The sequence below is a fragment of the Sinorhizobium fredii USDA 205 genome (assembly GCF_001461695.1).
GTDB lineage: Bacteria > Pseudomonadota > Alphaproteobacteria > Rhizobiales > Rhizobiaceae > Sinorhizobium > Sinorhizobium fredii.
In genome coordinates this window covers 47,879-60,314 of sequence record NZ_AUTC01000128.1, presented here as the reverse complement: position 1 = coordinate 60,314, position 12,436 = coordinate 47,879, and the positions used below count along the sequence as shown (strand labels likewise).

11 protein-coding genes are annotated in these 12,436 nt (G+C 65.3%); 9 read left to right on the top strand and 2 right to left on the bottom strand.

Annotation, left to right across the window (positions count from 1 at the left end):
- Window positions 1–7: 7 nt before the first annotated feature.
- From N181_RS13015 to N181_RS12985, 7 genes are all read left to right on the top strand, one after another.
- A complete protein-coding gene (locus tag N181_RS13015) occupies window positions 8–976 on the top strand; it encodes a zinc-dependent alcohol dehydrogenase family protein (RefSeq protein ID WP_060563421.1) in 969 nt (322 codons plus the stop codon).
- A 63-nt stretch (window positions 977–1,039) separates the two neighbouring features.
- Window positions 1,040–1,969, top strand: coding sequence for a histone deacetylase family protein (locus tag N181_RS13010; RefSeq protein WP_037392660.1), 930 nt, complete (start codon window positions 1,040–1,042; stop codon window positions 1,967–1,969).
- A gap of 2 nt (window positions 1,970–1,971) precedes the next feature.
- The gene (locus N181_RS13005; RefSeq protein ID WP_037392684.1) at window positions 1,972–2,229 is read left to right on the top strand and encodes an exodeoxyribonuclease VII small subunit; all 258 of its coding nucleotides are present in this window, start codon (window positions 1,972–1,974) and stop codon (window positions 2,227–2,229) included.
- A 97-nt stretch (window positions 2,230–2,326) separates the two neighbouring features.
- Window positions 2,327–3,250, top strand: a complete 924-nt coding sequence (locus N181_RS13000) for a pirin family protein (protein ID WP_037435833.1) — start codon at window positions 2,327–2,329, stop codon at window positions 3,248–3,250.
- A gap of 160 nt (window positions 3,251–3,410) precedes the next feature.
- Window positions 3,411–5,324 (top strand): 1-deoxy-D-xylulose-5-phosphate synthase, encoded by a 1,914-nt coding sequence (gene dxs / locus N181_RS12995; protein ID WP_037392662.1) that lies wholly within the window; start codon window positions 3,411–3,413, stop codon window positions 5,322–5,324.
- Window positions 5,325–5,378: 54 nt separating this feature from the next.
- The gene (locus N181_RS12990) at window positions 5,379–6,134 is read left to right on the top strand and encodes a TlyA family RNA methyltransferase (protein WP_014327569.1); all 756 of its coding nucleotides are present in this window, start codon (window positions 5,379–5,381) and stop codon (window positions 6,132–6,134) included.
- A complete protein-coding gene (locus N181_RS12985; RefSeq protein WP_014327568.1) occupies window positions 6,131–7,378 on the top strand; it encodes a class I SAM-dependent RNA methyltransferase in 1,248 nt (415 codons plus the stop codon). Before N181_RS12990 ends, N181_RS12985 begins: the two co-directional genes overlap by 4 nt.
- Before the next feature lie 61 nt (window positions 7,379–7,439).
- Here N181_RS12985 and N181_RS12980 read toward each other — a convergent pair whose 3' ends face one another.
- The gene (locus N181_RS12980; protein ID WP_014327567.1) at window positions 7,440–8,192 is read right to left on the bottom strand and encodes a crotonase/enoyl-CoA hydratase family protein; all 753 of its coding nucleotides are present in this window, start codon (window positions 8,190–8,192) and stop codon (window positions 7,440–7,442) included.
- Between the two features lie 33 nt (window positions 8,193–8,225).
- Window positions 8,226–10,007 (bottom strand): acyl-CoA dehydrogenase family protein, encoded by a 1,782-nt coding sequence (locus N181_RS12975; protein ID WP_037392664.1) that lies wholly within the window; start codon window positions 10,005–10,007, stop codon window positions 8,226–8,228.
- 232 nt (window positions 10,008–10,239) lie between these two features.
- Here N181_RS12975 and N181_RS12970 point away from each other — a divergent pair, with 232 nt between their 5' ends.
- The gene (locus N181_RS12970) at window positions 10,240–11,178 is read left to right on the top strand and encodes a transporter (RefSeq protein ID WP_234885968.1); all 939 of its coding nucleotides are present in this window, start codon (window positions 10,240–10,242) and stop codon (window positions 11,176–11,178) included.
- A 160-nt stretch (window positions 11,179–11,338) separates the two neighbouring features.
- Entirely contained in the window at window positions 11,339–12,400 is a 1,062-nt protein-coding gene (locus N181_RS12965) for a glycoside hydrolase family 25 protein (RefSeq protein WP_037392669.1), read from the top strand.
- The last annotated feature ends 36 nt before the right edge of the window (window positions 12,401–12,436 follow it).

The window sequence follows — 12,436 nt, the reverse complement described above, 5'->3', positions numbered from 1 at the left end:
CCCTTACATGCGCTCCACCCTCGTTAGACAGTTTGGCGATCCCGAACAAGTCATCGAGCTTGTAGACGCCGCCCGCGTCGAACCGGGGGCCGGCGAAGTCGAGGTCGAAATCTCGCTTGCCGCGATCAATCCCTCGGACCTGATCCCCGTCACCGGCGCCTATCGCGCCCGCACCGAACTGCCCTTCGTGCCCGGCTTCGAGGGCGTTGGCGTCGTCCGCCGCGTTGGAACGGGCGTGCATCACCTGAAATCCGGAGATCGGGTCGTTCCGATCGGCGCCAGCGGGCTGTGGCAGCAATTCCTTGTCCGTCCCGCCGAATGGTGCTTTGCCGTGCCGGACGATGTGAGCGATGGGCAAGCGGCAATGAGCTACGTCAATCCTTTGACGGCACTGCGGCTCGTCGAGGCGCTGCGTGGGCATTTCGGTTCGCTCGAACATCGCAGCATTGGCGTGACGGCGGCAGGCTCGGCAATCGGCGGGATGCTGATCAAGCTGCTGGCGATGGAAGGTGTTGCACCCACGGCCATCCTCCGCAGCGAGAAGAGCCGCCACCGCCTCGCTGAGGGTTTCCCGATCGTCGTCACCGACGGCAGCAACCTTCCGCCAGGGACGCGGTTCGACGCGGTGCTCGATGCCGTCGGCGGAACGCTGGCGGCCGAACTGATCAGCCGCTCCATCCATCACGGTGGGACCTTCATTCAGTACGGCGCGCTGAGCGGAATCCCGGTACCGCAGGCGGCGATCGCCGCTCGTGCGGACGTCCGCTTCGCCTTCCTGTGGCTGAGGACCTGGGTCCACTCCGCCGGCCGCGAAGCGCTCGAGGCCGCCTTCGCCAGGAGCTTCGCGGGCCTTCGCAACGGGCTGTTCGCCAGTCCGGTCGCCGCCACCTACCCGTTGAGCCGGCTGGGCGAAGCCCTGGCGCACCAGGCCGATCCGCTGCGCAACGGCAAGATCCTGCTCGATCCGCACTGTTGAAAATCGGTACTTTTGCGGTCGCGGCCATGGATTTTGACAGGCCCGCGCACTAGCTTTCGGCGGATGACCACGCATCTCTATGAAAACGCTCTTTTCCTGGAACACAAGGTTCCGGAGGGGCACCCGGAACGGCCGGATCGGCTGAGGGCGCTGAACCTTGCGCTCGAGCATCCGAATTTTGCGCCGCTCAAGCGTATCGAGGCATCGAGAGGCAGCGCGGAACTGGTGCTGCTCGCCCATACGGAGGAGCACCTCAGGTCGATCGCCCGGGCAATACCGGAGGACGACATCAGCCAGATCGAGGCCGATACCTATGCGAGCCCATCGAGCTTCGAGGCGGCACTGACCGGCATCGGCGGTGCGGTTGCGGCCGTCGACGCAGTGTTTACCGGCGAGGCCGACAACGCCTTCGTCGCAGCCCGGCCGCCCGGCCACCACGCCGAGAAGAACAAGGCGATGGGCTTCTGCTTCTTCAACACGATCGCGATCGCCGCGCGCCATGCGCAGAAGGCCCACGGCGTAGAACGGGTCGCCATCGTCGACTGGGACGTGCACCACGGCAACGGCACCCAGGACATCTTCTGGAACGACCCGTCGGTTCTCTTCTGCTCGACCCACCAGATGCCGCTCTATCCGGGGACCGGTGCCAAGGAAGAAACGGGCGCCAGGAACAATATCGTCAATGCGCCGCTCTCCCCCAACAGCGGCAGCGAACATTTCCGCGACGCGTTCCGCAGCCGCGTTCTCGTCGCTCTCGACAATTTCCGCCCGGACCTCGTGCTGATCTCCGCCGGTTTCGACGCGCATTACCGCGATCCCCTGGCCCAGATCAACCTCGTGGCGGAGGACTTCGACTGGGCAACCGGTCGTCTCATGGAGGCGGCAGGCAAAAGCGCCGGCAACCGAGTGGTCAGCATGCTCGAGGGCGGCTATGACCTGCAGGGCCTCGCCGAATCGGCCGCCTTGCACATATCGAGACTGATGAGAGGGTAATGATGAACAACAACAATAATCAGCCGGACGTCTCCGCCCTCTCCTTCGAGCAGGCGGTCGAGGAGCTGGAGCGGATCGTCTCTGCGCTCGAGCGCGGCGATGTCGCGCTCGACAAATCGATCGAAATCTATGAGCGCGGCGAGGCCCTGAAGAAGCATTGCGAGACGCTGCTGAAGGCGGCCGAGGACCGGATCGAGAAAATCCGCCTCGACCGCAACGGCAAGCCCCAGGGCGTCGAACCGCTCGACGCGGACCAGTAACGCATCCGGGAAACGCAGCGTCTTCAAGTCACCTCTACCGGACTGACAGGATCGGGGATAGCCTCAGGCAGAAACGCCCACAAACGGAGGGAGTGCCATGTCGTTTTTTCCCGGTCCCGATCCGCTCGCCGGCGACAAGCCGGCCTGCGACGCCATCGAGCATCTGATCATCCCGCGCACCAGCGACATAGGCGGCCTTGAGGTGCGCCGGGCGCTTCCGACGGCGCGACGGCGGCTCGTCGGCCCGTTCATCTTCTTCGACCGCATGGGACCGGCGCTCCTGCGTGCCGGCCAGGCGATCGACGTGCGCCCGCATCCGCATATCGGCCTGTCGACGGTCACCTATCTCTTCGACGGCGAGATCAAGCACCGCGACAGTCTCGGCACCGAAATGGTGATCCGCCCCGGCGACGTGAACCTGATGACGGCGGGGCGCGGCATCGTGCACTCCGAACGCTCGCCGGAAAACCAGCGCGGCCATGAGCGCTCATTGTCCGGATTGCAGACCTGGCTGGCCTTGCCCGACGACAAGGAAGAGGTCGATCCGGTCTTCTCTCATACCGAAGAGCGCATGCTGCCGCATCTTGCCGATGGCGGGGTTCGGGCACGCGTGGTCATCGGCCGTTTCGAGGGCACCACCTCGCCGGTCTCTGCCTTCACCGACACGATCTACGTGGACCTGTCGATCGAGGCCGGCCGCAGCGCTCCCTTTGCGGCCCATTGGGAAGAACGCGCCATCTATATTCTCTCGGGCGAAGCGATCATTGCGGGCGACCATTTCGCCGACAACCAGCTTCTCGTCTTCCGGCCCGGGGACGAGATCACCATCACGGCGGGGCCGTCCGGCTGTCACGTCATGCTCTTCGGCGGCGCGGCACTCGGATCGCCGCGGCATATCTGGTGGAACTTCGTGTCCTCGTCCAAGGAGCGTATCGACAAGGCGAAGGAAGAATGGCGGACCGGCCGCTTCGATATCGTGCCGGGGGACGCGGAAGAGTTCATCCCCCTGCCGGCAAGCTAATTTTTCGTTGAGCCCTTGGTTGACGACGCAGGAAAGCCTAATTTTGCATTCAACCGGGATTGCGTCTAAACAGCCATCTGACGGAAATCATCAACAATCCGCGCGCCGCCCCTTCGGCGCGCACGAGGCACGCAGCGTGACACAACTGCCAACCAATCCGATGCCGGCGACGCCGTTGCTCGACAAGGTCGACGTCCCCGACGATCTCAAGAGGATCGACGACAGGGACCTGCCGCAGCTGGCAAGCGAATTGCGTGCGGAGATGATCGATGCGGTGTCGCGCACCGGCGGCCATCTCGGCGCCGGCCTCGGCGTCGTCGAACTGACGATCGCCATCCACAAGGTCTTCGACACGCCGCATGACCGGCTGATCTTCGACGTCGGCCACCAGTGCTATCCACACAAGATCCTGACCGGGCGGCGCGATCGCATCCGCACGCTGCGCCAGGAAGGCGGCCTGTCCGGCTTCACCCGGCGCGCCGAAAGCGAATACGATCCCTTCGGCGCGGCGCATTCCTCGACCTCGATTTCCGCCGGTCTCGGCATGGCGGTCGCCGCGGATCTCGACGGCAAGAGCCGCAACGTCATTGCCGTTATCGGCGACGGCGCGCTGTCGGCCGGCATGGCCTATGAGGCGCTCAACAATGCCGGCGCGCTCGACGCGCGTCTCATCGTCATCCTCAACGACAACGACATGTCGATCGCCCCGCCGACCGGTGCGATGAGCGCCTATCTGGCGCGACTTGCCTCCGGGCGGACCTATATGGGCATCCGCGAGGTCGGCAAGAAGCTGACCGCCTATCTCGGCAAGACGGTCGACCGGGCGATCACCCGCGCCGTCGAACATGCGCGCGGCTACGTCACCGGCGGCACGCTGTTCGAGGAGATGGGCTTCTACCATATCGGTCCGATCGACGGTCACTCCTTCGATCACCTGCTACCGGTGTTGCGCAACGTCCGCGACAATCGCCGCGGACCGGTGCTGATCCATGTGGTGACGCAGAAGGGCAAAGGCTATCCGCCGGCAGAGGCGGCAGCCGACAAATATCACGGCGTCAACAAGTTCGACGTGATCACCGGCGCCCAGGCGAAGGCCAAGCCGAATGCGCCGGCCTATACGTCCGTCTTCGCCGATGCGCTCGTGCAGGAGGCGAGCCTCGACGACAAGATCGTCGCGATCACCGCCGCCATGCCGTCGGGCACCGGCCTCGACCGGTTCGCGGCCGTGCATCCATCGCGCTGTTTCGACGTCGGCATCGCCGAGCAGCATGCCGTGACCTTCGCCGCCGGACTTGCGGCGGAAGGGTACAAGCCGTTCGCGGCGCTGTACTCGACCTTCCTGCAGCGCGCCTATGACCAAGTGGTGCACGACGTGGCGATCCAGGGCCTGCCAGTGCGTTTCCCCATCGACCGCGCCGGCTTCGTCGGCGCCGACGGACCGACCCATGCCGGCTCCTTCGACACGACCTATCTCGCCTCGCTCCCCGGCTTCGTGGTGATGGCGGCCGCCGACGAGGCGGAATTGAAGCATATGGTGCGCACGGCCGCGGCCTATGACGACGGACCGATCTCATTCCGCTACCCGCGCGGCGAAGGCGTCGGCGTCGAGCTCCCTGAACGCGGCGAGATCCTTCCGATCGGCAAGGGGCGAATCGTCAAGCAAGGCACGAAGGTAGCGTTGCTTTCGTTCGGGACGCGCCTCGCGGACTGTCTGCTGGCGGCCGAGGACCTGGATGCCGCCGGCCTTTCGACGACGGTTGCCGATGCACGCTTCGCCAAGCCGCTCGATCATGAGCTGATCCGCCAGCTTGCCCGCCATCACGAGGTGCTGGTCACGATCGAGGAAGGCGCCATCGGCGGCTTCGCCAGCCACGTGCTGCACTTCCTGGCGGAGGAGGGCCTGCTCGATGGAGGCCTCAAGGTCCGGCCGATGGTCTTGCCGGACATCTGGATGGAGCAGGCAAAGCCCGAATCCATGTACGCCGCGGCGGGCCTCGACCGCGCCGGCATCGTCTCGACCGTTTTCAAGGCGCTCGGCCAGAAGCACGCCGTCGGTCTCGGGGCGGCCAGCTAGGCAGATCTTGCCGAACTCCCTTGCAATGTGCCGCCCGACGGGCGATGACGGCCCATGTCCGATAACAAGCACTCCACGATCCGCCTCGACCAATTGCTGCTGAACAAGGGTCTGGTGGCCAGCCGCGCCCGCGCCCGCGACGCGATCCAGCGCGGCACCGTCATGGTCGACGGGCGCACTGTGACCAAGCCCGCCACCGCCTTTGCGGAAAACGCAGCGATCACCATCGACGATCCGGCGCAGGCCTATGTCTCCCGCGCCGCCCTGAAGCTCGTTGCCGCGCTCGACCATTTCGGATTCGATCCGGCAGGTCAGGCTTGCCTCGACGTCGGCGCCTCGACAGGGGGCTTCACCGAGGTGCTCCTGAAGCGTGGTGCCGCGCATGTCGTCGCGGTCGACGTCGGGCACGGGCAGATGCATCCGCGCATCGCGGAAGACCCGCGGGTCACGAATATCGAAGGGCTGAATGCCCGGGCGATGACGGCAGACGATATCGGCAACCGGACCATCACCTTCATCGTCTCCGACGTTTCCTTCATCTCACTCAAGCTGGCACTGCCCCCGGCGCTGTCTCTCGCCGAGCCCGGCGCGCGCTGCATCCTGCTCGTCAAACCGCAGTTCGAGGCCGGGCGCGATGCGGTCAGCAAGGCCGGGCTCCTCAAGGATCCGGAGAGCGCCCCCGTCGTGGCGGCCGAACTCGAGCGCTGGCTGGTGGAGGAGATGGGCTGGCGCAGCCTTGGCCTCGTCTCCTCGCCCATTGCCGGCGGCGACGGCAACAAGGAATATCTCCTTGCGGGGCTGAAGCCATGAGCACCGAGATCGTCACCATCAACCGTCTCGGCGCTCAGGGCGACGGCATTACCCAGGGCGAAGCTGGTCCGATCTATGCACCGTTCACCCTGCCCGGCGAAACCGTCGCGCTCGCCGTCAACAAGGCGCATGGCACGCTGATCTCGTTGAAGGAGGCTTCGCCGGAGCGCATCGAACCGAGCTGCCGTCATTTCGGTCCAGACGGCGTCAACGGCACCTGCGGCGGCTGCACTTTGCAGCACGCCTCCGACCCGCTCTATCACGCCTTCAAGCGCAATCTGCTCATCGATGCCTTGAAGGCAAAGGGCATGACCCCGGAGGTGGCGCCACTCGTCATCGCGCGGCCCGGCGAGCGCCGGCGCGCCGTGTTCACCGCCCGGCGGACGGAAAAGGAATTGCTGCTTGGCTTCAATCAGGCACAGAGCCACCATATCGTGGCGATCGGCGAATGTCCGATCACGAGCCCGGGCATCGTCTCGCGGCTCGCGACCATCCGCAAGATCGCGGCGGCGATGGCGTCGGGCGCCGAACCGTTCCGCATCACCGTGCTCGAGACCGATTCAGGGCTCGACCTCGCCTTCGAGGACATCAAGCTCAACGACCGGCAACGACGTTCGACCGTCGAGGCCGTCCTCGGCGAGCAAGGCATTGCCCGCGTCAGCCTGAATGGCGAGATCATCATCGAGCCCGTCAAGCCATTGACCGACTTCGGCGGCGTATCGGTGTCGCCGCCGCCCGGCGCCTTCACGCAGGCGACGCGGCCGGCGGAGGAGGCGATGGCCAAGCTCGTGCTCGGCCACGTCGGCAAGGCGAAGCGCGTGGCCGATCTCTTCGCCGGTATCGGCACATTCGCGCTGAGGATCGCCCGAACCGCGCGGGTTCATGCGGTCGAGGGCGAGGAAAAGGCCTTGAAGGCGCTCGATTTCGCGGCGCGCACCACGCAGGGCTTGAAGCCGGTGACGATCGAGAAGCGCGATCTTTTCCGACGGCCGATGATGGCGCAGGAGCTGAAGATCTTCGACGCGGTCGTCTTCGACCCGCCGCGCGCCGGCGCCGAAGCGCAATGTCACGAGCTCGCCCGCTCCGGCGTGAAGAAAATCGCCGCCGTCTCCTGCAACCCGGTGACGCTTGCGAGGGACCTGTCGATCCTCGTTGCCGCCGGCTATCGCATCACATCGGTGACACCCATCGATCAGTTTCTCTGGTCGGCGCATGTCGAAGCGGTCGCGACGCTGGAGAGGTGAGAAGGGCCGGCAAGCGCCGATCGTCAGATGCGGTCCGGGATGCCGCGGCAGCCGGACGCCATCACCGACGCATGAAGGCCTCGAAGGCGGCCCGCGCCTCGGCGCTCTTCAGCTGCGCCGCAAAGTGCTCGGCCTCCTTGTCGATCCGAGCAAGGACGTCATTTCGCTCGCCGCGGATGAGATCACGGGCGATACGCAGCGCCTCGGACGGCTTCTTCGCGAGGCGCCCCGCAACAGACAGCGTTTCCTCCTCGACAGCATTCTCGCCGACGATCTTCCAGATCAACCCGGCCTGAAGGGCCTCGGCCGCTTCGAGCGGCTCGCCGGCGGCAAGCAGCGCGAAGGCCCGCTGATGGCCCATGAGGCGCGGTGCGAGCAGGCTCGAAGCCGCTTCCGGAACGAGCGCCAGATCGACGAAGGGCGTCTTGAACACCGACCGCGCCGAGGCGACCGTCAGGTCGCAGTGGAGATGGATCGTCGTGCCGATACCAATCGCCAAGCCGTCGACTCCGGAAACGACCGGCTTCGTTGCGCTCGCCAAGGCGCGAAGGAAGTCGAGAACCTCGCGGCCCATGCTCCCGCCCATGGCGAAGGCGAGGAAGTCGTTCATGTCGTTGCCGGCCGAAAAGCAACCTTCCGTTCCGAGGAATGCCGTGGCGCGGATCGCCGCGTCCGAGCCGGCGACGGTCAGCGCATTGGTCATCTTCGCGTACATCTCGCGGGTGATGGCGTTCTTCTTATCCGGCCGGTTGAAGCGGATCACCTGTACGCCGGGATAGGTCTCCGGACGTTCGACGAGCACATGATCGGTCATGGGGGTTTCCTATTTTGCTTGAGTCATCCCGCTCTAGTCGAGAATGCCCCGGGCAGCGGCGAGGCTCTCCGCCCCGGTGACGACCCGATCCTTAAGCGCCGCCGTTTCGGCGAGCAGGTTTTCCGCAGCAAAGCGGCAGAGCGCGATGCGCGCCTCCTGCTTCCCGTCCCCGGCGTCGGCCAGGCCGCCCTTGGCGAGATAGACGCCGGTCAGCGCCAGGCCGAAGAGGCGTTGATAGGCGGTCGCACCGGCGAGTGCTTCGGCCAACCTGCCGGCGGCAAGCGCTGCAAGCAGCCATTCGGTCGCCTCGACAAGATCGGTGATCGAAGCCTCGAGGCGCGCTGCGGTCTCGCCGAACCCCTGCCTGTTCGAAACCGCAACGGCTTGGGCGACTTCACGCAGCTCGCCGATGAAGCCGTGCACCTGGCCCCCGTCGGACAGCGGCAGCTTGCGGGTGACGAGGTCGATCGCCTGGATGCCGTTGGTGCCTTCGTAGATCGGCGCGATGCGGGCGTCGCGCAGATAGCGAGCCGCGCCGGTTTCCTCGATGAAGCCCATGCCGCCATGCACCTGAATGCCCATGGAGGCAACGTCGACGCCGGCATCGGTGGCGAAGGACTTGGCGATCGGCGTCAGCAGGCTCGAGCGCTCCTGCCAGTGGCGAGCCTCTTCGCCTTGGCTCGCATGCGCCATGTCGACGGCGTGCGCGCAAGCATAGGCAATGGCGCGCGAGCCTTGGGTAAGCGCCTTCATCGTCAGCAGCGTGCGGGCGACATCCGGATGCTCGATGATCGGGCTCATGCCCGCGCCGTTCCAGCCTGGCGCCCGTCCCTGGGTGCGTTCCCTGGCATAGGCGATTGCCTTCTGGGTCGCGGCCTCGGCGATTGCCACGCCCTGCATGCCTACGGCCAGACGGGCGTTGTTCATCATCGTGAACATGCAGGCTAGCCCGCGGTTCTCCTCGCCGACCAGATAGCCGATCGCGCCCTTCTCATCGCCGAACCTGCCGTCGCCGTAGATCATCGTGCAGGTCGGCGACCCATGAATGCCGAGCTTGTGCTCGAGCGAATGGCAGAAGAGATCGTTGCGGGCGCCGAGCGAACCGTCCGCATTGACGAGGAACTTCGGCACGAGAAAGAGCGAGATGCCCTTCGTGCCGGCTGGCGCATCCGGCAAGCGCGCCAGAACAAGGTGGACGATGTTGTCGGTGAAGTCGTGCTCGCCCCAGGTGATGAAGATCTTCTGGCCGAAGATGCGGTAGGTGCCGTCGGCGCGGCGCTCGGCACGGGTCTTGAGCACGCCCAGATCGGAGCCGGCATGCGGCTCGGTCAGGTTCATCGTCCCCATCCACTCGCCGGAGACCATCTTCGACAGGAAGGTCGCCTTCAAGGTATCGGAGCCATGCTTCTCGACCGCCTCGATCGCGCCCATCGTCAGCGTCGGACCCAGCGCGAAGGCCATGGAGCCGCTGTTCCACATCTCCATGGCGGCGACATGCAGCATGTGCGGCAGGTCCTGGCCGCCGAAGGCTTCCGGCGCCGTCAATCCGTTCCAGCCGCCTTGAATCCAGCTATGGTAGAGGTCGCGCCAGCCCTCCGGTGTCTTGACCGCGCCATCGACGAGCCGCGAGCCCTGCCGGTCGCCGACCTCGCCGAGCGGCGCCACCTCTTCGGTCGCAAAACGACCGGCTTCCGACAGGATCGCATCGACGAGATCCTCGCTGAGTTCGCCGAAGGTGCCCGTGTTCACGGCCTCGGCCATGCCGGCCACGTGCTTCAAGGTGAATGCGATCTCGTCCACCGGTGCCTTGTACATCGAGCTCCTCCCTTTGCGGCCGCAGGCGCAGGCTCTTCGGCCCTTCATACGCCGCACCCTATTTGTTTTTACGTAAACGTCAACGTCAATTCTCTGCCCGCCGCAGCGGCGGCAGACTGTAACAAAACTGTCATCACGAGCGAATAGAAGCCATTCGCATGGCCCTGTTCACGGCGCTCCAATGAACCTGATTTCTCCCGAGATACCCGGTCTCGTCTGAGCCTACCGGTTCCTGCCCGGAGAGAGCCGTTGCCTGCGCATCGCGACCGATTCGCCTGTCGACAGCCTGCAGGCCGGCGAGGGCTGGGTCTGGCTGCATCTGGCGCTGAGCGATGCGCGCACGCCGGCGCTGATCGAGCGCATCGGCAATCTTCCGCCGGCGGCGATCGCAACTCTGACCAGCCATGACACCCAGGCGGCGATCACCGTTGCCGAGGACGTCGTCTATGGCACGCTTGTCGATTTCGAGCGAACCTTCGACACGATGACCAAGACGATCGGCTGGCTGCATTTCGCCGTCAGCGACCGAATGATCATCACCACCCGCCTGCATCCGCTGAGAAGCATCGACCGCGTCAAGGCGGCGGTCGAGAAAAGCACCAAATGCGGCCGGCCGATCGATCTCTTCGAAATGCTGGTCGTCGAGTTCCAGCGAACGCTGATCACCCTGGTGCTCGAATTGACGGAGGAACTGAACGTCATCGAGGACCGGGTCTATGGCGAAGCGGGACACCGGCAGCAGCCGGGGCTGGCGCCCTTGCGCCGAACCGTGGTGCGGCTGCATCGGCATCTGCGAACGGTGCTCGCCTTGCTGCGGCGCGCCGGCGCCTCGGATGAGGACGAGGTACCGCCGGGCTTCATCGACGCGACCGAGCGGCTTTCGGATCGGCTGGAGACGGTCGACCGCGACGTGTTTGCACTTCAGGAGCGCGCCAGGCTGTTGCACGAGGAGATCGACAGCAAGATTTCCTCCGAGACCAATCGTCATCTCTACATCCTGTCGCTGATGACCGCCTTCCTGCTGCCGCCGACGCTCGTCACCGGATTCTTCGGCATGAATACGGGTGCTCTGCCCTTCGCCGACGGCGGCGGCACGCTTTATGCAGGCCTGATCATCGCCGCCTCCATGGGACTGGCATGGCTCATCCTCAAACGAGTCGGCATCCTTTAGACGGGCACGACCAACCCGCCGGATTTCGCATTGCAATCCAGAGCCGAGTCCGGCGGCACTTTACCGCCAAGAGTCAGTGTACAGGCGCGGCGCTCTCGCGCAGATTGGCTGAGGGGCTGAGATTTACGACCCTTTAACGCTAAGTCGGCAATCTCAGAGAATGGAAAAGCGGGGAATCTCGATCTCGGGGATGATCTTGCGCCTGGCGGCCCTTGTAGGCCTGACCTTTGCGGCGGCGGACGCACGCGCCGCGGACGTCGAGCCGTGGAAGCAACGGCAGAACGCGATCATCGTCGACGCCTACGAGTTGAACAGCATCGATTGGGAAGCGATGCTGAAGGACAAGCGCATCGCCGGGTTCATCGCGAAGGCCTCCGACGGCCTTCCGGAAAGCTACACCTGCACGGGCGATCATGGCGGAGACACGGTCGCCCACTGCAAGACGATGTGGCGCAAATATGCGGTCAGCCGGGAACTCTATCAGACGCGTCGGATGATCGCCCGCTCCCAGGGCCTGATGTGGGGCGCCTATCACCTGGCGCGACCCGGCAATCCTGTCGATCAGGCCAATCACTTCCTCGACTACGCGGACCCGCGCGACGACGAATTGATGGTCCTCGACATCGAGGGCATCGATCCCGAGAACTACATGTCGCTCGAGGACGCCGCGATCTTTGCCGGCCACATCAAGGCCCGCACCGGGCGCTACCCCATCCTCTACACCAACCACATCACTGCGAAACAGATCGCCGCCAACCGCCACCAGCACCGGCTGCTTTCCCGTCTGCCGCTCTGGTATGCCCGCTACAAGCCCGAAATTCGCGACGTCTTCCCGATGGGGAATTGGGACCGCTATGCACTGTGGCAATTCTCGTCGTCACATAATTGCGGAAAGAAACGCTGCCCCTATCGCGTGCCGGGCACGCTCAACGACATCGACGTCAATGTCGCGGCAATGACCGTTTCGGAGTTGAGGAAGGTCTGGGCGCATGGCGCGCTCCTCCCGGAAAAGCCGCCGATCGTCACCGCCATCGCCTCCGCCAAGCTGGGCAGAGCGCCGGCAGCGAGCGCAGCCGTCTCCGTCCCGCTTGCGAAGCCCCTGCTCATCAGCCGGGCCGAGGCCGACAGCGGATCGGGCACCGGCGTCGACGGAACGGTCACCGGGGCGATCAGCGTGAAGGCGGCCGAGGCGCACCTGCCCAACCAGCCCGAGCGCCGCTGAAGCGAGCCGGCGGCCCCCCGCTCCGATATAAATTCG

Coding starts and splice junctions, on each gene's coding strand:
- N181_RS13015 (WP_060563421.1), top strand. CDS start 8: ATGCGCTCCACCCTCGTTAGACAGTTTGGCGATCCCGAACAAGTCATC.
- N181_RS13010 (WP_037392660.1), top strand. CDS start 1,040: ATGACCACGCATCTCTATGAAAACGCTCTTTTCCTGGAACACAAGGTT.
- N181_RS13005 (WP_037392684.1), top strand. CDS start 1,972: ATGAACAACAACAATAATCAGCCGGACGTCTCCGCCCTCTCCTTCGAG.
- N181_RS13000 (WP_037435833.1), top strand. CDS start 2,327: ATGTCGTTTTTTCCCGGTCCCGATCCGCTCGCCGGCGACAAGCCGGCC.
- dxs (WP_037392662.1), top strand. CDS start 3,411: ATGCCGGCGACGCCGTTGCTCGACAAGGTCGACGTCCCCGACGATCTC.
- N181_RS12990 (WP_014327569.1), top strand. CDS start 5,379: ATGTCCGATAACAAGCACTCCACGATCCGCCTCGACCAATTGCTGCTG.
- N181_RS12985 (WP_014327568.1), top strand. CDS start 6,131: ATGAGCACCGAGATCGTCACCATCAACCGTCTCGGCGCTCAGGGCGAC.
- N181_RS12980 (WP_014327567.1), bottom strand. CDS start 8,192: ATGACCGATCATGTGCTCGTCGAACGTCCGGAGACCTATCCCGGCGTA.
- N181_RS12975 (WP_037392664.1), bottom strand. CDS start 10,007: ATGTACAAGGCACCGGTGGACGAGATCGCATTCACCTTGAAGCACGTG.
- N181_RS12965 (WP_037392669.1), top strand. CDS start 11,339: ATGGAAAAGCGGGGAATCTCGATCTCGGGGATGATCTTGCGCCTGGCG.